Source organism: Gammaproteobacteria bacterium (genome assembly GCA_013003425.1).
GTDB lineage: Bacteria > Pseudomonadota > Gammaproteobacteria > Steroidobacterales > JABDKV01 > JABDJB01.
In genome coordinates, this window is the sequence record JABDJB010000007.1 from 21,412 (window position 1) to 41,472 (window position 20,061).

General features: G+C 60.3%; 20 protein-coding genes. 16 read left to right on the forward strand and 4 right to left on the reverse strand.

Features of this window, described 5'->3' with window-relative positions; all coding sequences use genetic code 11:
* Positions 1-19: 19 nt before the first annotated feature.
* From HKN06_01360 to HKN06_01415, 12 genes are read left to right on the forward strand one after another with little or no spacing between them, the layout of a single operon-like run.
* Entirely contained in the window at positions 20-1,312 is a 1,293-nt protein-coding gene (locus tag HKN06_01360) for a serine hydroxymethyltransferase (GenBank protein ID NNF59957.1), read from the forward strand.
* 15 nt (positions 1,313-1,327) lie between these two features.
* Positions 1,328-1,858, forward strand: a complete 531-nt coding sequence (nrdR, locus tag HKN06_01365) for a transcriptional regulator NrdR (protein ID NNF59958.1) — start codon at positions 1,328-1,330, stop codon at positions 1,856-1,858.
* A complete protein-coding gene (ribD, locus tag HKN06_01370; protein ID NNF59959.1) occupies positions 1,855-2,958 on the forward strand; it encodes a bifunctional diaminohydroxyphosphoribosylaminopyrimidine deaminase/5-amino-6-(5-phosphoribosylamino)uracil reductase RibD in 1,104 nt (367 codons plus the stop codon). Before nrdR ends, ribD begins: the two co-directional genes overlap by 4 nt.
* Positions 2,959-2,960: 2 nt before the next feature.
* The gene (locus HKN06_01375; GenBank protein ID NNF59960.1) at positions 2,961-3,557 is read left to right on the forward strand and encodes a riboflavin synthase; all 597 of its coding nucleotides are present in this window, start codon (positions 2,961-2,963) and stop codon (positions 3,555-3,557) included.
* Positions 3,554-4,681 (forward strand): 3,4-dihydroxy-2-butanone-4-phosphate synthase, encoded by a 1,128-nt coding sequence (gene ribB, locus HKN06_01380; protein NNF59961.1) that lies wholly within the window; start codon positions 3,554-3,556, stop codon positions 4,679-4,681. The genes HKN06_01375 and ribB overlap by 4 nt, the downstream gene beginning before the upstream one ends.
* Entirely contained in the window at positions 4,681-5,157 is a 477-nt protein-coding gene (locus HKN06_01385; protein ID NNF59962.1) for a 6,7-dimethyl-8-ribityllumazine synthase, read from the forward strand. Before ribB ends, HKN06_01385 begins: the two co-directional genes overlap by 1 nt.
* Positions 5,157-5,609: a transcription antitermination factor NusB gene (gene nusB, locus HKN06_01390; GenBank protein NNF59963.1), complete on the forward strand. Its 453-nt coding sequence runs from the start codon at positions 5,157-5,159 to the stop codon at positions 5,607-5,609. The genes HKN06_01385 and nusB overlap by 1 nt, the downstream gene beginning before the upstream one ends.
* The gene (gene thiL, locus HKN06_01395; GenBank protein ID NNF59964.1) at positions 5,596-6,468 is read left to right on the forward strand and encodes a thiamine-phosphate kinase; all 873 of its coding nucleotides are present in this window, start codon (positions 5,596-5,598) and stop codon (positions 6,466-6,468) included. The genes nusB and thiL overlap by 14 nt, the downstream gene beginning before the upstream one ends.
* Entirely contained in the window at positions 6,446-6,943 is a 498-nt protein-coding gene (locus tag HKN06_01400; GenBank protein NNF59965.1) for a hypothetical protein, read from the forward strand. Before thiL ends, HKN06_01400 begins: the two co-directional genes overlap by 23 nt.
* Positions 6,944-6,994: 51 nt before the next feature.
* Positions 6,995-8,251, forward strand: a complete 1,257-nt coding sequence (locus HKN06_01405) for a TolC family protein (GenBank protein ID NNF59966.1) — start codon at positions 6,995-6,997, stop codon at positions 8,249-8,251.
* A complete protein-coding gene (locus tag HKN06_01410) occupies positions 8,248-9,693 on the forward strand; it encodes an efflux RND transporter periplasmic adaptor subunit (GenBank protein ID NNF59967.1) in 1,446 nt (481 codons plus the stop codon). The genes HKN06_01405 and HKN06_01410 overlap by 4 nt, the downstream gene beginning before the upstream one ends.
* On the forward strand, positions 9,690-12,806 hold the full coding sequence (locus tag HKN06_01415; GenBank protein NNF59968.1) for an efflux RND transporter permease subunit: 3,117 nt from the start codon (positions 9,690-9,692) through the stop codon (positions 12,804-12,806). Before HKN06_01410 ends, HKN06_01415 begins: the two co-directional genes overlap by 4 nt.
* A gap of 15 nt (positions 12,807-12,821) precedes the next feature.
* Here HKN06_01415 and HKN06_01420 read toward each other — a convergent pair whose 3' ends face one another.
* Positions 12,822-14,033, reverse strand: coding sequence for an exo-alpha-sialidase (locus HKN06_01420; protein NNF59969.1), 1,212 nt, complete (start codon positions 14,031-14,033; stop codon positions 12,822-12,824).
* Positions 14,034-14,160: 127 nt separating this feature from the next.
* On the opposite strand from HKN06_01420, the gene HKN06_01425 reads away from it, so the two are divergent.
* Positions 14,161-15,465 (forward strand): protein kinase, encoded by a 1,305-nt coding sequence (locus HKN06_01425; protein NNF59970.1) that lies wholly within the window; start codon positions 14,161-14,163, stop codon positions 15,463-15,465.
* Here the strand turns inward: HKN06_01425 and HKN06_01430 are convergent.
* The 3 genes from HKN06_01430 to xseB all read right to left on the reverse strand — a co-directional run bounded on the left by HKN06_01430 (position 15,453) and on the right by xseB (position 17,496).
* The gene (locus HKN06_01430) at positions 15,453-16,292 is read right to left on the reverse strand and encodes a GTP cyclohydrolase I FolE2 (GenBank protein ID NNF59971.1); all 840 of its coding nucleotides are present in this window, start codon (positions 16,290-16,292) and stop codon (positions 15,453-15,455) included. The two genes, HKN06_01425 and HKN06_01430, sit on opposite strands and share 13 nt — an antisense overlap.
* Positions 16,293-16,356: 64 nt before the next feature.
* Complete coding sequence (locus HKN06_01435; GenBank protein ID NNF59972.1) at positions 16,357-17,250, reverse strand: geranyl transferase; 894 nt, start codon at positions 17,248-17,250, stop codon at positions 16,357-16,359.
* A 9-nt stretch (positions 17,251-17,259) separates the two neighbouring features.
* The gene (gene xseB, locus HKN06_01440) at positions 17,260-17,496 is read right to left on the reverse strand and encodes an exodeoxyribonuclease VII small subunit (GenBank protein ID NNF59973.1); all 237 of its coding nucleotides are present in this window, start codon (positions 17,494-17,496) and stop codon (positions 17,260-17,262) included.
* A 146-nt stretch (positions 17,497-17,642) separates the two neighbouring features.
* Between xseB and HKN06_01445 the strand changes: the two genes are divergently transcribed.
* Genes HKN06_01445 through HKN06_01455 form a run of 3 tightly spaced genes read left to right on the forward strand, consistent with a single transcriptional unit; the run spans position 17,643 to position 20,011 of the window.
* A complete protein-coding gene (locus HKN06_01445) occupies positions 17,643-18,062 on the forward strand; it encodes a rubrerythrin (GenBank protein ID NNF59974.1) in 420 nt (139 codons plus the stop codon).
* Between the two features lie 15 nt (positions 18,063-18,077).
* On the forward strand, positions 18,078-19,430 hold the full coding sequence (locus HKN06_01450) for a Fe-S oxidoreductase (protein NNF59975.1): 1,353 nt from the start codon (positions 18,078-18,080) through the stop codon (positions 19,428-19,430).
* Complete coding sequence (locus HKN06_01455; GenBank protein NNF59976.1) at positions 19,427-20,011, forward strand: DUF3501 family protein; 585 nt, start codon at positions 19,427-19,429, stop codon at positions 20,009-20,011. The genes HKN06_01450 and HKN06_01455 overlap by 4 nt, the downstream gene beginning before the upstream one ends.
* Positions 20,012-20,061: the final 50 nt, after the last annotated feature.

The window sequence follows — 20,061 nt, forward strand, 5'->3', positions numbered from 1 at the left end:
CACGTCCCTTGGGGGGAGCATGTATACAGCGGACTGGACCATCGCCGGTTTTGACAAGGAGCTGGCAGCCGCACTGGAGCACGAGCGTCGGCGCCAGGAAGAACATATCGAGCTGATTGCCTCGGAAAACTACGCCAGCCCGCGTGTGCTCGAAGCCCAGGGCTCGGTCATGACCAACAAGTATGCCGAGGGTTATCCGGCGAAGCGCTACTACGGTGGCTGCGAACACGTCGATGTTGCCGAGCAGCTGGCCATCGATCGCGCCAAAAAACTGTTTGGTGCGGGCTATGCCAACGTGCAACCGCATTCAGGTTCACAGGCAAATGCTGCCGTGTACCTGGCCCTGCTCAAACCCGGTGACACGATACTGGGCATGGCGCTCGACCACGGTGGTCACCTGACGCACGGTGCCAAGGTCAATTTTTCCGGCAAGCTGTTCAACGCGGTGCAATACGGCATCAACTCCGAAACCGGAGAAATCGACTACGAAAAAATGGAACAGCTCGCTGCCGAGCACCAGCCAAAGATGATTGTCGGCGGCTTCTCTGCTTACTCGCGGGTCGTGGACTGGCAGCGCATGCGTGACATCGCTGATTCGGTTAATGCCTACCTGATGGTCGACATGGCACACGTTGCCGGGTTAATTGCGGTGGACGAGTACCCCAGCCCGGTGCAGATCGCCGATGTCTGCACTACCACTACGCATAAAACTCTGCGCGGCCCGCGCGGCGGTCTTATTCTGGCGCGTGATGACGAGGCGCTGAACAAGAAGTTCAATTCGCTGGTCTTTCCGGGCACCCAGGGCGGGCCATTGATGCACGTGATTGCTGCGAAGGCAGTGGCTTTCCTCGAGGCACTGCAGCCGGAGTTCAAGTCCTACCAGCAGCAGGTGAAGGCCAATGCCCGGGCAATGGCGGCAGCGCTGATGGAGCGCGGTTATGACATCGTGTGCGATGGAACCGACAACCACCTGTTTCTTGTTGACCTGATTCAGAAGGAAATAACCGGTAAAGATGCCGATGCCGCACTTGGTCGTGCCAACATCACGGTAAACAAGAACACGGTACCGAACGATCCACGTTCGCCCTTCGTTACCAGTGGTCTGCGGCTGGGAACGCCGGCAATTACCACCCGTGGTTTTGGTGTCGACGAGACTCGCGAGCTGGCTGGCTGGATCGCCGACGTTATCGATGACCTCGGTGATGAGTCGATTGTAGCCCGGGTCAAGCGTCAGGTGCTTACTATCTGCGAGCGTTTCCCGGTGTATGCGCCCGACGCCAACCAGGCCACGCCGCTGCAGTACACGGGTTAGCCGCCGGCACGAAGTATGCATTGTCCGTTCTGCGCTGGTACTGAAACCAAGGTAATTGATTCGCGTCTCGCTGCCGAGGGTGGCCAGGTAAGACGTCGTCGCGAATGCCTGGGCTGTGCCGAGCGGTTTACTACCTTCGAAACACCGGAGCTGGTGTTGCCCTACGTGGTAAAGAACGATGGTGAACGCGAGCCATTTGACGAGAACAAGATGCGTGGCGGCATGCAGCGGGCGCTGGAGCGCCGGCCGGTATCCGCCGAAGACATCGAGCAGGCGATTACCCGTATAAAGCATGCGCTGCGCACCACAGGCGAGCGCGAAGTCCCGGCACGCACCGTCGGCGACCTGGTTATGGATGAGCTGCACGACCTCGACCAGGTTGCCTATGTCCGCTTCGCTTCCGTGTACCGCAGCTTCCAGGACGTCGAGGCCTTTCGTGAAGAAATCGACCGTATGCAGCGCATACGGCCAAAAAACCGCGCCCGGCGCCAGCTTTCGCTGCTGCCTGTGGACGAAAAAACCAAGAAAAAACCTCGCCGCAAATGAGCGTCCTGACGGCACACGAGCATGCGCGTATGGCGCGTGCAATTTATCTTGCCGGCCGGATACGCAATGGCTGCGATCCGAACCCGCGTGTCGGTTGCGTGATCGATGCCGACGGAAAAATTGTCGGCGAGGGTTTTCATCGCCGTGCCGGCGGCCGCCACGCCGAAGTCGTGGCGCTTGATGCCGCTGGCGAGCGTGCTCGCGGTGCGACTGCTTTTGTCACCCTCGAGCCGTGCAATCATCAGGGCCTTACCGGCCCGTGCACACAGGCGCTTATCGCTGCCGGCGTAAAACGGGTAGTGGTTGCCGCAGTCGATCCGAACCCGAACGTCGATGGTGGCGGGCAGGCGGCGCTGCAGGCGGCCGGTATCGAGGTGCATAGTGGCCTGCTGTCGGAAACGGCACAAAGGCTCAACCGCGGTTTTGAAATGAGAACGCGATCGGGCCGGCCATTTGTGAGCAGCAAGATCGCCGCCAGTGCAGACGGTCGCGTGGCGCTGCCAGGCAGTCGCAGGCTGTGGATTACCAGCCCGGCGTCGCGTGACGACGTGCAGCAGATGCGTAGTCGTGCTTCTGCAATGCTGACGGGAATCGGAACGATACTGGCAGACAATCCGCGCATGAACGTGCGGCTTGCGGAAAATGTCAGCTGGCAGCAGCCGTGGCGGGTTGTGCTTGATTCGGCACTCCGTACGCCCGGTGATGCTGCAATTCTCGGCGAGCGTTGCATGATTTTTTGCACCGAAGCCGCAGGGATAAAGCGCGAGACGGCGTTGATCGATAGTGGTGCACGCGTGAGCCGTATCGCGGGTAACGACAAGGGCCTGAATCTTGCCGCGGTCATGCAGCAGCTGTGTGTTTTGCAAATCAATGAAGTCATGGTGGAAGCCGGCCCGATACTCAATGGCGCCTTGCTCGATGCCGGTTTGCTGGACGAAGTTGTGCTTTACAGGGCGCCCGCCAAGCTGGGTCGCGAAGGCCGGTCGATGTTTGAAGCACCCGCCATCGATGACATGGCCAGCCTCCCGCATTTCAGCCAGGTCGGCAGCCGCCGCATCGGCGATGATTGGCGTCTCCGTTACGTTGCGGGTAGCGTGTAACGGTGTTTACCGGAATCATCACACGCATCGGAGCGCTTGCCGCGCGGCAGGTCGGTGACGGCAGCGAAATGCTCACCATCGACGCCGGCGACAGGTTTCTGGAGAACAGTTCGGTTGGCGACAGTATTGCCGTCAATGGCGTCTGCCTGACCGTAACTGGCATCGACGGTGTCCGGTTCAGCGCCGACGTTTCAGCCGAGTCGCTGGCGTGTACCACGCTGGGCGACCTGGCGCCTGGCAGCAGGCTCAACCTGGAGCATGCGCTGCGGGCCAGTGACGCGCTGGGCGGGCACCTGGTCAGCGGCCATGTCGATGCCGTCGCCGAGGTGCTGGATTGCCGGCCAGAGGCGCAATCGGTGCGCGTTTTTGTCGCCCTGCCGGACCCGCTGGCGGCTCTGGTCGCGCCAAAAGGCAGTATCTGTGTTGACGGCACCAGCCTCACGGTCAACGAGGTGGAGCCTGGCCGTTTCGGCGTTAACATTATTCCCCACACGCTGGAGGCAACCGTGGCGGGCGACTATCGCCCCGGAACCCGGGTAAACCTCGAGGCAGACATCATCGCGCGCTACGTGGCGCGCGTACTGGAGCAAAGCAGATGAGTAACGTGCAGCCAATCCGCAACGATAAGTTCGATGATATCGAAGACATCGTCGCGGACATTGCCGCCGGTCGCATGGTGATCATCATGGACGATGAGAACCGTGAAAATGAGGGCGACCTGATCATGGCGGCCGATTGCGTGCGGCCCGAAGACATCAACTTCATGGCGCGTTTCGGCCGCGGACTTATTTGCATGACGATCACCCGCGAGCTGTGCCAGCAGCTGCGGCTGCCGCTGATGGTCAGCGACACCGATCGCGACAAGCGTACAAATTTCACCGTGTCTATCGAGGCAGCCGAAGGCGTGACCACGGGTATCTCGGCACACGACCGCGCGCATACCATCCGGTGTGCGGTCGCGCCCGAGGCCCGGCCGGAGCATCTGAAGCAGCCGGGGCACGTATTTCCGCTGATGGCCCAACCCGGTGGCGTACTGACCCGGGCTGGTCACACCGAAGCAGGCTGTGACCTGGCGCGTCTTGCCGGCCGGGCGCCGGCGGCAGCCATTGTCGAGATCCTGAACGAAGACGGCAGCATGGCGCGTCGTGCTGACCTCGAAGAATTTGCCCGTACCCACGGACTTCGTATGGGCACCATCGCCGATCTCATCAGCTACCGGCTCAACAAGGAGCAGTCGGTAGAACGTATCGCCGAGCGTGTCGTGCCGACAGAATTCGGCGATTTTCAACTGTATTGCTATGACGACCACGTCAATCGCAGCGTGCACCTGGCGATGGTCAGGGGCGATATCGACGCGGGCGAGCCCACCCTGGTGCGCGTGCATCTGCAGGACACGCTGGGCGATGTGGTGGGGCTGAAGTGGCCATCGCTGGGCTGGCCACTGCGTGATGCGATCAAGACGGTAGCCGACAGTGGTTGCGGTGTTGTGGTAATCCTGCGGCCAGGCGAGGATCCGGCCGAACTGGTCGCAGCCGTACAGAACGGCACTGCCGATCTGCAGTCGGCCGATCATACCGGTGAGCTGCGCACCTACGGCATTGGCGCGCAGATTCTGCGTGACATCGGTGTACGTAAGATGCGCGTACTGAGCGCGCCAAAGATCATGCACGCGCTGTCCGGTTTCGGGCTGGAAGTTGTCGAATACCTGGACGGCGACAGCTGATGGCAGGTTTTCGCGAGTTTAGCGGGAACGCGGACGCCCACGATTTGCAAATCGCAATCGTCGCAGCACGCTTCAACGAAGTCATCGTGGATAAATTATTGGCAGGGGCGACCGAGACGCTTGTCCGCATGGGCTCGGAATCTGCCAACATCAGGGTCATTCGCGTCCCCGGCGCCTGGGAGCTGCCGCTGGCCGCGCAGGCCGCTGCGAGCACTGGCAGGATTGACGCGATCATTGCTCTGGGTGCCGTAATTCGTGGTGACACCGCCCATTTCGATTACATCTGTGCCGAATGCGCCGCCGGGCTTTCACGCGTAGCGCTCGAGTACAAATTGCCTGTTTCCTTTGGCGTGCTGACCTGCGATACCGCCGCCCAGGCCGAAGCTCGCTGCGGTAATGATTCAGAAAACAAAGGCGCCGAAGCCGCGATAGCCGCGGTAGAGATGGCGCAGGCGCTGCGCCGGCTGGACCTGTAATGGCGAGTTCCGCCAAGCAACGCCGGGCCGGCAGGAACCGCGCCCGTCGCGTCCTGATGCAGGTGCTTTACCAGTCCCTGCTCAATGAGCAGCCGCTGGCAGACATCAGGCAGCAGTTTGCACAGCGCGATTCCCTGGCCGGCGTCGATATGGATTTTTTCGACGACCTGCTGACCGAGGTCGATAGTGCGCGGGCCAATTACGATGAGGTAATCGGTCGCTATGCCGATCGCCCTGTTTCACAGCTCGACCCGGTAGAGCGAGCCGTAATTTATGGTGCGTTCGCAGAACTGAATGCGCGTAGCGATGTTCCCTATCGCGTCGTTATCAACGAAGCGGTGACCCTGGCCAAACAGTTTGGCGGCACTGACGGCCACAAGTACGTCAACGCTCTGCTGGATCGTGCTGCTGCCGAACTGCGGCCGCAGGAAGCCGGCGGTGGACGAGACTGAAATAATCCGGCGTTTTTTTGCTCGCGGCAGTCAGCGCGAGGATGTGACGCTGGCGATCGGCGACGATGCTGCCGCAGTTCGCGTACCGGAACGGCATGAGCTTGTCAGCGCGATGGATACGCTGGTGGCCGATGTGCATTTCCCCGCTGCCATGGCAGCGCATGAAATCGGGCACCGGACACTTGCGGTGAACCTGAGTGATTTTGCCGCGATGGCGGCGCAGCCGGCGTGGGCGTTGTTGTCGCTGTCTTTGCCGCAAGCTGACGAGAGCTGGCTGCAATCGTTCAGCGATGGGTTTTTCGAACTTGCCGACGAGTATGACGTGGCATTGATTGGTGGCGACCTGGTAAGCGGTCCGCTTGCCGCAACGGTTACGCTGCTCGGTCATGCGCCGCAGGGATCATTGATCCGGCGCAGCGGCGCGCGGGCAGGTGATGCGCTTTACGTTACCGGCCGTCCCGGTGCTGCCCTGGCGTCAGACTACCTGCGCCGTCCCGAGCCGCGCGTGGTCGAGGGGCTGTCATTACGCGGCGTCGCCAGTGCGATGATCGATATTTCCGACGGATTACTCACCGATACGCGTCGCCTGGCCGAATCCTCGGGCGTGTGCATTACGCTCGATGCCGGCGCCCTGGCAGAGGTGGTGGAGGGCGATCTGCTGGCCGCCATTTGCGGCGGCGACGACTACGAGTTGCTGTTCACTGCGCCGGAAGGGCAGACGGCCGCTGTCACCGGGATTGGTGCTGACCGGGGCTGCGGCGTGCGGCGCATCGGCCAGGTCGGGGAGGGGCAGGGCGTAGTGCTGCCGGGCCATGATCCGGACCGGCTGGCAGGCTATGATCATTTCTCCAAAACCTGACAGCATTGGCTGGCAACTCACTGATAATGGTAGTAGTCTCGGCAATATGAATGTGCTGGCTGCAGTGCGACGACACCGTAAGGCCTGGGGCAGGAATGCCCTGGCAGCCTTTGCTGTTGCCTGGCTGAGCCTGGTTGCCCAGCCGTGCGTCATGGCACTGGAAGTGGACGACCATGGCGACTGCCCGCATTGCCCGCCGGCCATGGCGCACCATGAGGGCCACGACATGGCCGCCATGGCAATGCCGTGTGCCGACAATGGCGACTGCGACACGCTGGATGATTTCAATTACGGCGGTCGCAGCGGCGATATCAAGCTGAAGCAGTTCGACGGCAAGGTGGTGGCGCTGCTGCCGCCGGCCCTGTCACTGCAGCAGGCACAGCTGCCCTGCCGGGCCCGCTCTGTCCCGCAGACCGATCATCACTCCGGTGCTGCTCCCCCGTTATACGTCCTCAACTGCGTTTATCTGGACTGACGATCTTCCCGCTGTAAACCGTTTTCGTTTACTACGCAGGAGATCGTTCCCATGTTTGTTTTTCGCGGGCGTGTGCCCGAATTGTTGTTGTTGCTGCTGTTTTCAGCCGCGGCAAACAGCCAGTCACTGACTCTCGCCGAGGCCGAGCGGCTTGCCATTGCGGCTGAGCCTGGCCAGGCCGTACTTCTCGAGCGCGCCAGCGCACTGCGCGAACAGGCCGTCGCTGCCGGCCAGTTGCCCGACCCGAAGCTGCGTGTCGCGCTGGCCAACTTCCCGCTCGAGTCCGGTGGTTTTTCTACCGAGGGTATGACCCAGGCACAGGTCGGCCTGCGGCAGGCCTTTCCGCCGGGCAACAGCCGCGCTGTCAGTAGCCGTCATTATGAATCGATGGCATTGGAATTCGATGCCAGCGCTGCCGCCCGGCTACGTGATGTGCGGGCGGCCGTGCGCACCAGCTGGCTCGACGCCTGGTACTGGAATGCGGCGCGCGACATTGTCACCGCTATGCGCCCGCTGTTCGGCGACATGCTCAAGGTGACCGAGTCGCTTTATTCAGTCGGGCGGCGTAACCAGCAGGATGTATTGCGCGCACAGCTGGAGTTGAGCCGGCTGGAGGATCGCCTGATTGATATCGACCAGGGCGCTGCGCAGGCACAGGCACGCCTGTCTGAATGGATCGGCGACGAGGCACGCAGACAGATCGACAACGAGCTTCCCGCATGGCAGCCGCTGCCGCCGCGGGCACAGCTGCAGCAACAGCTGCGAGGCCATCCCGCAGTGCAGTCGGCCGATGCACGCATCACGGCAGCCAGTGATGCCGTAGAGCTTGCACAGCAGCAATACAAGCCGGGCTGGGCGCTTGATGTGGGCTACGCGTATCGCGACGGGCGCCTGCCGAATGGGGCCTCACGTTCCGATTTCGCAACTGTCGGGGTGACCCTGGACCTGCCGTATTTTCGCGGCAAGCGTCAGGATCGCCAGGTCGCTGCAGCACGGGGCCAGCGCCGAGCTGCCGCTGCCGGAAGAGAGCAGCTGCTGCGTCAGCTGGCCAGCCGGCTTGACGCCGGGTACGCACGCTGCGAGCAGCTGACCCGGCGGATCTCGCTCTACCAGCAACAGGTGTTACCGCAGGCACACGAGCATTCGACGGCGGCGCTTAATGCCTATCAGAGTGACGCGGCTGACTTTGCTGATGTGATGCGTGCAGCTGTCGCCGAGCTCAACGCACAGCTCGAAGCTGTTCAACTGCAGGTCGATCGGGCGCGCAGCTACGCGGTTGTGGCCAACCTCGGGGGGATCTGGCAATGAACCGTCTGTTTATCATTTTGGTGCTGCTGTTTGCCGCCGCGGCTGGCGGATTCTTTATCGGCCAGGTGCAGCGTCCGGCGATGCAGGCAGCCGACGCGGATCCGGATAGTGGTGAGCCCGAAATTCTGTACTGGGTTGCACCGATGGATCCGAACTACCGTCGCGACGGCCCCGGCAAATCGCCGATGGGGATGGACCTGGTGCCTGTTTATGCCGGGTCGGCTGGCGCGGTGCCAGGTACTGTCTCAATTGATCCTGTCGTGGTCAGTAACCTCGGCGTACGGACCGCGCGCGCGGCCTTTGGCAGCCTCCCGCGACAATTACGAACCGTCGGCTATGTCGGCTACGACGAGAATACGATGCAGCAGGTAAGCACGCGTGTTGCGGGCTGGGTGGAAAAACTGGCGGTCAGGGCCAGCGGCGATCCGGTCAGCAGCGGGCAGTTGTTGTTCGAGCTCTATTCACCGGACCTTGTTAATGCGCAGGAGGAATACCTGGCGGCGCTGCGCAGTAATAACACCGTGTTGCGCCGGGCATCACGTGAGCGCCTGGCAGCGCTGGGTGTAAGCGCTGCCGGGATCACCCGTCTGGAAAAGGACCGGCAGGTAAAACAACGCACGCGGGTCTACGCAAAGCAGGACGGCATTGTTGCGCATCTGGGCATCCGCGAGGGTGGTTATGTCACGCCGGCAACGCCGATCATGACTATTGCCGCGCTGGACCGCGTCTGGGTAGTGGCCGAAGTGTTCGAACGCCAGGCCGGTTGGGTGCAACAAGGCCAGCAGGCGCGGGTGAGTACGGACTACCTGCCGGGACAAACCCGGGTGGGCAGCGTCGACTATGTTTATCCGGAACTCGACCCCAAAACCCGCACGCTAAAAGTGCGTTTGGGTTTTGCTAACCCCGACGGTGTCCTGCGGCCCAACATGTTTGTGCGGGTCGAAATTGACGGGCAGGCAACCGAATCGGTTGTGCATGTGCCGCGAGAGGCGTTGATTCGAGGTGGCACGGTCAATCGTGTCGTGCTGGCCCTCGGTGACGGGCAATTCCGTTCGCAGCCCGTTGAGCCGGGACTCGAGAGTGGTGACCGGGTGGCAATTCTGGATGGCCTGGCGGCCGGTGACGTCGTTGTTACGTCCGGGCAGTTCCTGATCGATTCAGAATCGAACATCGACGTGGCGCTCGGGCGCATGGAAAAACAGGCATCACGCGTCACTGTTGGAGCAGTTGTGGAAGGCTGGCGTGTTGCGCAGCAGCGCATCACGCTGATGCACGACCCGGTCGAGGAGTGGTCGTGGCCGGCGATGAGTATGGCCTTCGACGTGGCTGATCCGGCGTTGCTGGATGATCTCAGTCTTGGTCAGCGCGTGGATGTGGTTATCGAAGAAGAGGCCGGTGATCGCTTTGTCATCACCGCAATCAAAACCGGGTCGATGCCATGATTGCTGCGCTGATACGCTGGTCTGTTGCCAACCGATTCGTGGTGTTGCTGGCTACCGCTTTTGTGGTTGCCTGGGGCATCTTTTCCCTGCGTCAAACACCAATCGATGCATTGCCGGACCTGTCCGACGTGCAGGTCATAATCAAGACGTCCTATCCCGGCCAGGCGCCGCAGGTGGTCGAAGACCAGGTGACCTATCCGCTTACTACGGCAATGCTGTCGGTGCCACGGGCGCTGACCGTGCGTGGCTACTCGTTTTTCGGCGATTCCTACGTCTACGTTATTTTTGAAGACGGTACAGACCTGTACTGGGCGCGCTCGCGCGTACTGGAATACCTGAGCCAGGTCGCAGCGCAGCTGCCCGACAACGCGAAACCGGCGCTGGGGCCGGATGCGACCGGTGTCGGGTGGATTTATGAATACGCGCTGGTCGACCGCAGCGGGCGTCATGATCTTGCCGAGCTGCGCAGCCTGCAGGACTGGTTCCTCAAATTTGAGCTGCAGACTGTTCCGGGTGTGGCAGAAGTGGCCACTATCGGCGGCATGGTGCGCCAGTACCAGGTCGTGCTCGATCCTGACAAGTTGCGTGCCTATGGTTTGTCGTTGCAGCAGGTGCGGCGAGCGGTACAGCACGGCAACCAGGAAAGTGGTGGCTCGGTCATCGAGATGGCCGAAGCTGAATACATGGTGCGCGCCACCGGCTATATTCAGGGCCCGGACGACCTGCGCAGCATTCCGCTGGGTGTTAACGCCAGCGGCACGCCGATAGTGTTAGGCGACATTGCCGAAATTCGGCTCGGACCGCAGATGCGGCGTGGCATTGCCGAGCTGGACGGCCAGGGTGAGGTTGTCGGCGCGGTAGTCGTGATGCGCTGGGGAGGCAATGCCTCGAAAACCATCAGCGCGGTGCGCACGAAACTGGAGGAGCTCGAACGCAGCCTGCCCGATGGCGTCGAGGTGGTAACGACTTATGACCGCTCGGCACTGATCGACCGGGCCGTCGTCAACCTGCGCGAAAAACTTATCGAGGAGTTTGTCGTAGTTGCGCTGGTGTGCGCACTGTTCCTTTTTCACCTGCGCTCGTCGATGGTGGTAATGCTGAGCCTGCCGGTCGGCATACTCGCAGCGTTTATTGTCATGCATCTGCAGGGCATCAACGCAAATATCATGTCCCTTGGGGGCATTGCGATCGCAATTGGCGCAATGGTCGATGGCGCAATCGTCATGATCGAAAACGTACACAAGCACATCGAGAAAGAACCACTGACCGATGACAATCGCTGGGACGTCATTGCCGAATCTGCCTGCGAGGTCGGGCCACCGCTGTTTTTGTCGCTGCTGATTATCACGCTCAGTTTCCTGCCGGTATTCACGCTGGAGGCTCAGGAAGGCCGCCTTTTCGCGCCGCTGGCTTTCACAAAGACCTACGCGATGGCGGCCGCTGCGGTGCTTGCAGTGACGCTGGTGCCGGTGCTTATGGGTTATTTCATTCGGGGTCGTGTGCTGCCCGAGCACAGCAACCCGATCAATCGATTCGTGGTTGCGCTGTACCGGCCGGCCATCAACGCGGTCATGCGTTTTCCTGCGCTCACCCTGCTGCTCGCGCTCGTCGTGCTGGTGGCAGGGCTGTGGCCGGCAACGCAACTGGGGTCGGAATTTATGCCGCCGCTGGATGAAGGCGACCTGATGTATATGCCGACTACATATCCAGGTGTTTCCATCGACAAGGCACGTGAGCTGCTGCAGCAGACCGACAAGCTGATCGCAGGCCTGCCGGAAGTGCAGCGGGTATTCGGCAAGATCGGCCGCGCCGAGACAGCCACCGATCCGGCGCCACTGACAATGATCGAAACTGTTATTCAGCTAAAACCACGCGAGCAATGGCGGCCGGGCATGACACCGGAAAAACTGCGTGCGGAACTCGACCGCACCGTGCAGATTCCCGGCCTGACCAATGCATGGGTGATGCCGATCAAGACCCGCATCGATATGCTGGCAACCGGTATTAAAACACCGGTTGGCATCAAGGTGGCCGGGCCTGAACTTGGCGTGATCGAAAAGATCGGCCGCGACCTGGAGCGCGTGCTGGCCCGGGTGCCGGGTACCGTGTCGGTGTACTCCGAGCGCGTCACCGGCGGTCGCTATATCGAGGTTGATATCGACCGCGCCCGCGCAGCGCGTCTGGGCCTGAACATCGCGGACGTTCAGGAAGTAGTACGCACAGCGGTCGGCGGCATGAACGTCACACAAACTGTCGAGGGACTGGAGCGCTACCCGGTAAATATTCGTTACCCGCAAAAAGTTCGTGACTCGGTGGAGCAGCTGAGACTGCTGCCTGTCGTCACCGCAGGTGGCGCCCGCATTGCTCTGGCCGATGTGGCAGAGGTCCAGGTTGTCGACGGCCCGCCGGTGATTAAGAGCGAAAATGCGCGTCGCAACGGCTGGACCTATGTTGATATTGCGGATCGCGACCTGGGGTCGTATGTCGCCGCCGCACAGCGCGTGGTAGCGGACGAGGTTGAATTGCCGACCGGTTACTCACTGGCGTGGTCGGGGCAGTATGAGTACATGGTGCGGGCAAAACAGCGGCTTTCGATTGTCGGGCCATTGACCATCGCTATCATCATCCTGCTGCTTTACCTGAATTTTCGCCGCTTCGCCGAAGTCGCAATCATCATCGGCACCATGCCATTCGCTTTGATCGGCGGGCTCTGGTTGCTGTACCTGCTCGAATATGACCTGTCCGTAGCGGTTGGCGTTGGTTTCATTGCGCTGGCCGGCGTAGCAGTCGAGATCGGCGTGGTCATGCTGGTGTACCTGAACCGGGCCATGGGTGAGCAGGTCACGCTGGCGGCCAGCGAAGGGCGTCCGCTGGCCCGCAGCGATGTCCGGCAGGCCGTCATCGACGGGGCCCTGTTGCGGGTGCGGCCAATAATGATGACTGTGGCGACCATCGTAATCGGCCTGCTTCCGGTCATGCTCGGTGGTGGCACCGGCTCTGAAGTCATGCGGCGTATCGCGGCGCCCATGGTCGGCGGCATGGTCAGTGCCACGTTGCTTACGCTGGTGGTAATACCGGCGTTATTCGTCCTGTGGCGGACGCGCGAGTTGTGAGGCGCTGCAATCCGGTCAATGCAGCGCGGCTGTTGCCAGCCGGGCAGAGCGAAGTTGTTTTTCTTCGCCCGACGCATCGGTCCAGGCAAAAATCAGTGAATCGCCGGTGCGGATCATTTGCGGAAAGCCCGAAGAACGGGCGGCGCTGGTTGTGGCAATAATTTTTACCGGCCCGGCTCTGCCGTCAGCGGAAACTGCGCGGGCGCAGATCTCGCCGTCGCCTTGTTTATTTTTTCTCAGCCAGCTGACAACTGCCAGACCGTCGTCGATCAGCTCAATATCGACACGGCCGATCACGTTATCTGTTTCGATGTCGACCGGATCATTGAATGTCGCCCCGGAGTCGTCCGAACGGGCGAAGCGAACACGCGGGAAGTCATTTGCGGCAGTGAACCAGGCAACGACGGCTATCTGGCCGGCAGCGGCAATTGCCGGTCCGTTGACCGGGCAACCGGGTATCTCCCAGCCGTCATTGCTGACCGGACCACTGTGTTCCCAGCGTTCGCCAACGGCTCGTGCCAGGTAAATGTCGCGGATCTCTTCTGTGGTGCGATCCCGATAAACCATTAATGGTCCGCTGCTGCCCACCGCAACGTCAGTCTGGCAACAGTCACAGACCAGGTCGTCGGCAATTGTTTCTGCGCGGATGCTTCCGTCAGCTGCAATGACGGCGGAGCGCAGGGTCATGTGCCCGGCGCCGCCTGTGTCATGGTCGTGCCCATCCTGCGCCATATTGCGCCCGTCCAGCCAGACTGCGCCTATGCCGCCCTGCCAGGGAAACAGGCTGACAAAGCCGTGCTCGGTACGGGTTCCGTCACTGTGCGGGCTGACGGGTGCAGACCAGGTGTGGCCGGCGTCGGTCGAGACAGACACAACGACGTCATAAGAGTAAATGCCACCCGGCTTTTTTTTCAGCCAGTGAGCCGCCCACAGCTGGTTGCTGACAGGAACTACCGACGGAAAGTCTGCCCAGTTGATAAACCACTCTGTGCCCGTGGCGACCGTCGCAGGTTTTTTCCAGCCCTGGGCCCCAAGAGTGGACCACCGCAAGGCGTATTCGTCTGCGACCGGCTCGAGCCAGCTCAGCACCGCAGTGCCGTCTGGTGCGCGGGCCAGGTGTGGTTCGGCGCTCCCGGGCGCCGCATCAAGCGTTATGTTCACTGACGCGTGCGGTTGCGGTGAGCAGCCGGTTGTCAGCGCCAGAAGTACTGTAAAAAACCTCCACATTTGCAGCATCTTCTTCATCTTCGATTCGCAGGTAAATCTCTGAGGCATTACGCGAAACCGATCACAGTCATTTGACCGTAAGCGGCATATCCTTGCGCACTGTTACTCAACATGTGGCGCGACCGCTGTGAAAAAAATGATCGGCAAGATCGGTAAATACGACATAATTAAGGAAGTCGGAAAGGGTAGCACCGGGACAGTCTACCTGTCACACGATCCTTTTTATGGCCGTGATGTAGCGATCAAGGTCTATCACATGGAAGCGCAGCGCGAAGAAGATCGCGAGGTTGTGCGCAAGATGTTCTTCAACGAAGCCAACATGGTTGGCATGTTGCAGCATCCGAATATCCTGCCGATCTATGACGCCGGTGAGGAGAACGATCACTACTACGTGGTGATGGAACATGTGCACGGCGCGCGCACGCTGGCCGCGTATTGCAACCCGCAGAACCTGCTGCGCGTATCTGATGTAGTCGAGATTGTGTTCAAGTGCGCCAAAGCGCTGCATTACTCCCACGGGCGTGGTGTTGTACACCGGGATATCAAGCCCAGTAACATCATGCTCACTACTAACAGTGATGTGCGCATCATCGATTTTGGTATTGCCCTGCGTGATGGATCCGAGACGTCACAGATCAACGGTATTGCCGGCTCGCCCAGCTATATGTCACCTGAGCAGGTGCAGGGTGGCGATATCACGCATCGTAGCGATATCTACTCGCTCGGAACCGTGATGTACGAATTGCTGACGGGTTTCCGGCCATTGCGCGCCGCAACGTTGTCAAAGCTGCTGCACCAGATTGTTTATGCAACACCGAAGCCAATGCATATGCAGCGTCCTGGCCTGCCGGAAATCCTGGAAGAGGTTGTCGCCAAGGCAATGCAGAAAACCCCGGAGGTTCGCTACAAGAACGGACTGGATTACGCTGCCGACCTGACGCGTGCTTTCCAGCAGCTACAGCAGCAGGAAGACCAGATCGACCAGCAGCAGCGTTTCGATCAGTTGCGCAAACTCAGCTTCTTTCATGATTTCTCACATGGCGAGATCTGGGAAGTCCTGCGTGCCAGCGACTGGCATACCTACGCGCCAGGCGAGGAAATTGTCCGTGAGGGTGAAATGGACGACCGCTTCTACATCATCGTCGATGGAAACGTGGTGGTTAATCGCAACAACAAGGCGGTCGGGCGATTGGATACCGGCGACTGTTTCGGTGAGACCAGCTATGTACAGGATGCCCGGCGTACCGCGACCATCAAAGCCGACCGTTCAGTAACGCTGTTGCGGGTAAGTTCCACCCTGCTGGAGCAGGTATCGGCAGCGTGTCAGCTGCGTTTTACCAAGATGTTCCTGCGCTCACTCATCAGGCGGCTGCAGCGAGCCAATGAAGTACATCGCCGCACGCATTCACCTGCAGAACTTCAGCAAGCCTGATCTTTCTGCTCGGCTTCCTTGTCATGCTCGATCAGGGCATAGGCAGAATGATTGTGGATGGACTCGAAGTTTTCTGACTCGACCACATATGCTTTTATGCGGTCGTCCTCGTTGAGGCGCTGCGCGATATCGCGGACCATGTCCTCGACGAATTTGGGATTATCGTAGGCGCGCTCGGTCACGTATTTTTCATCCGGGCGTTTCAGGATGCCAAACAGTTCGCACGAGGCTTCGCTCTCGGCGACGTCGATGATTTCCTCGATCCAGACAAATTCGCGTGTCTGCACCGTAATCGTCACATGTGAACGCTGGTTATGCGCGCCGTAGTCAGAGATGCCCTTTGAGCACGGGCACAGGCTGGTAACCGGCACCACGACGCGTATCGACATCAGGTTTTCGCCATCCCGGTGGTCGCCGATCAGAGTCGCTTCATAATCCATCAGGCTTTCGACGCCGCTTACCGGTGCTTTCTTGTTGACGAAATAGGGGAAGCGCATCTCGATATGACCACGATCGGCCTGCAGGTGTGTAGTCATTTCCGCCAGCATGTCAGCAAACGAACGCACCGAGATTTCTTTTTCGTGGCGATTCAGTATTTCTACGAACCGCGACATGTGCGTGCCCTTGAAATTATGCGGCAGGTTCACGTACATGTTGAAGTTAGCGATGGTGTGCTGCTCGCCGCCGGACCGGTCAAGCACCCGTACCGGGTGAAATATGTCCTTGATGCCCACCTTGTTTATCGGCAGGCGGCGCGTGTCCGGGCTACCCTGGACATCGGCGATTTCGGCGACTTTTGCGGTGCCTTTCTCTGGCTGGCTACTCATTTGCGCAGCATCCTCCTCGCTTGCGAACGGTGCATTATCCACAATTTGCCGGCAGTCGGCCGGTTTATCGGTGTCGTTCGACAATATATTGGGAAATTGCGCGCAGGATATCGGCCTCGGAGCCGAATCGGGCGAGTGCCGCCAGCGCCTGCTCATGCTGTTCGCGCGCGCGGCGCCGGGCTTCCTCGATTCCCAGCATGCTGGTGTACGTGGGCTTGGCACTGGCACGGTCGGAGCCGGGCGTCTTGCCGATGACCTCGGCATCACCTTCCTCGTCGAGGATGTCGTCGTGGATCTGAAACGCCAGGCCAATGTGTTCAGCATAGGTGCTCAGCGCCTGCAGCCCGCCGGGCGGGAGCGCGGTGCCCGGCATCGCGCCAAGTCTCACACTGGCGCGAATCAGGGCACCGGTTTTTAACCGGTGCATGTGCTCCAGCTGTTGCACTTCGAGGACATTACCCATTGCCGCCAGGTCGATAGCCTGCCCGCCGGCCATGCCACGGGTGCCGCTGGCCACGGCAAGTTCGGCCACCATGGCAACACGCAATTGCGGTGATGCAGGCAGATTCGCATCGGTGGCAAGTATTTCGAATGCGAGTACCTGCAGGGCATCACCGACCAGAACGGCGGTTGCTTCGTCAAAAGCACGATGGCAGGTTGCCCGGCCGCGGCGCAGGTCGTCATTGTCCATTGCCGGCAGGTCGTCGTGCACCAGCGAATAAGTATGAATAAGTTCGACAGCGCACGCAGGAGCATCGAGCAACCCGGGTTCGAGACCGGCAGCGCGTGCGGCGGCGTATACCAGCAACGGGCGCAGACGCTTGCCCTGGCCAAGTGCGCTATAACGCAAGGCTTCATGCAGGCGTTTCGGTGAGTCAGTCGCCGGTGGCAGCCAGGATTCCAGCGCGTCGTCGACGCGGCGCCGGTATTGGTCAAAAAACTCGCGCAATGGCGTCACAAACGCGCGTCAGCTGTCGCTGTCAAAATCTTCGGGCTTGGCGTCGCTGGTTTTCTTCAGCAGGATTTCGACTTTTTGCTCAGCATCCTGCAGCGCCCGCTGGCAGCTGCGGGTCAGCGCGATGCCGCGTTCGAACTGCTCCAGGGTTTTTTCCAGCGGCATATCGCCACGTTCGAGTTGCTCTACCAGAGCCTCGAGTTCGGCCAGCGATTGCTCGAATCCGGTTTCTTTTTTCTTGCTCATCAAACCCTCGAAAAAACAGCGCCGTCACGGTACACACAGGCCAACAACGGGTCAATTGCATCGCGCTGCCACGTTGACTTGAGTGCCATCTGCGACTACAGTTTACCCAGTCATTTTAGACTCATTCTAATACTGTTGGAGGGTTGATCATGGATCTGAAGGGCAGCAACACCGAACAAAACCTGAAGGATGCGTTTGCCGGCGAATCGCAGGCAAATCGACGCTACCTGTACTTCGCGCAGAAGGCCGATGTCGAAGGCTACAATGACGTGGCAGCCGTTTTTCGCTCCACCGCAGAGGGCGAAACCGGTCATGCGCACGGTCACCTCGAATACCTCGAAGCAGTCGGCGACCCTGCAACCGGCCTGCCGATCGGTAACACCGGTGCCAACCTGAAAGCCGCAATTGCCGGTGAAACCCACGAGTACACCGATATGTATCCCGGTATGGCGCGCACGGCGCGTGACGAAGGCTTCGAAGAGATTTCCGACTGGTTTGAAACGCTGGCCAAGGCCGAGCGTTCTCACGCCAACCGGTTCCAGAAAGCCCTCGACAATCTCGACGACTGACGTCAAGCCGTCAGTATGAGTGATAAGCCCGGAGGACCTCGGGAAGGTAGTCTGGAGGCGCCGACGCGCCACCCTATCGACTGGAAATCGGATGATTTCTGGGATGCCGACAAACTGCATGCAGAACTGGAGCGTGTTTATGACATCTGTCACGGATGCCGGCGCTGCTTCAGTCTCTGCCATGCATTCCCGACGCTTTTCGATGCGGTAGACGAATCGGATACTGGCGAGGTCGACGGCATCAGCCAGGCGGCAGTCTGGGAAGTTGTCGACCATTGTTACCTGTGCGACATGTGTTACATGTCTAAATGTCCGTATGTGCCGCCGCACCCCTGGCAAATCGATTTTCCGCACCTGATGCTGAGGGCCAAGGCGCAGCGCTTCAAAAAAGACGGCTCGAAGCTGCGTGAAAAGGTGCTCAGTTCCACTGACCGGGTCGGTCAGCTGGCCGGTATTCCCGTCATCGCCCAGACCGTCAATGCCGTGAACTCCAGCAAGGCGGGCCGGGCAATGCTGGAAAAGACCGTCGGTGTGCACCGCGATGCGCCGGTGCCCGAGTATCACAGCAAACCGCTGCGCAAGCGCGAGAAAGCCCGCATTGACCACGAGCGGCCGGGTGACCCGACCGATTCGACGCTCGGCAGGGTGGTGTTGTTTACTACGTGCTATGGCAATCGTAACGAACCAGAGCTTGGCGAGGACCTCATTACGGTGTTCGAGCACAACCGCATCCCGGTGCGGCTGTCGCAGCTGGAGCGATGCTGCGGCATGCCAAAGCTGGAGCAGGGCGATCTCGACTCGGTGGCACGGCTCAAGGAAGTCAACGTGCCGGCGCTCGCCGCGCTGGTCGATAAAGGCTGGGATCTCACGGCGCCGATACCATCGTGCGTGCTCATGTTTCGTCAGGAATTGCCGCTGATGTTTCCGGATGACGAGCAGGTGGCGAAAGTGGCAGCGGCGTTTTTCGATCCGTTCGAGTACCTGATGCTGCGCCACAAGGCGGGTAAGCTCAATACTGAGTTCAGCCGCTCGCTGGGCAAAGTTGCCTGGCACGTGGCCTGCCACCTGCGGGTACAAAACGTCGGGATGAAAACCCGCGATGTGCTGAAGTTGATACCCGACACCGAAATAAAGCCTATTGAGCGCTGCAGCGGGCACGACGGCACCTATGGTGTGAAGAAAGAGTATTTCGACATCGGGCAGAAGATATGTCGCCCGGTTGTGCGTGAAGTTGAACGCGCCGAAGCGGACTGGTACGCGAGCGATTGCCCGATGGCCGGTCACCAGATCAGTGTTGGTGTTGGCGACGACTCCGCGCCAACGCACCCGATGCGGTTGCTGCGTATGGCTTACGGATTGGTGGAATGAACAAGCTGCAACGCTCTGACCTGTACACGCTGGAAGCCTATTCACAGGAGCGGGAGGGCATGCGCGCTGCGGTGATGGAGCACAAGCGCCAGCGGCGCCTGGCGCTGGGCCCACTGGTCAACCTGTATTTTGAAGACCGGCTGACGATGCACTACCAGGTACAGGAGATGCTGCGTGCCGAGCGCATATTCGAGGCTGACGCCATCCAGGAAGAGCTTGATGCCTATAATCCGCTGATCCCGGACGGCACCAACTGGAAGGCCACGATGATGATCGAGGTGCCGGACCCGCGCGAGCGGGCGCGCCAGCTGGCCAGCCTGATTGGCATCGAGGATGTCTGCTATATGCAGGTTGAAGGGTGTGAGCGCGTCTACGCCAGGGCTGATGAAGACCTCGAGCGATCCACCGCGGAAAAAACTTCATCAGTGCATTTCATGCGTTTTGAACTCGAGCAGGCAATGATCGAACGGCTGCGAGGCGGCGCGGCACTCTCCGCCGGCGTCGAGCATGCCCTCTACAACCACCGCGTGGAAACGGTGCCGACGCCGTTGCGCGAGTCGCTGATTGCAGATCTGGGCTGACTCGACACTGTTTGCAACCGTTGTCGCTCGCGTGAACCACACGTAGAATC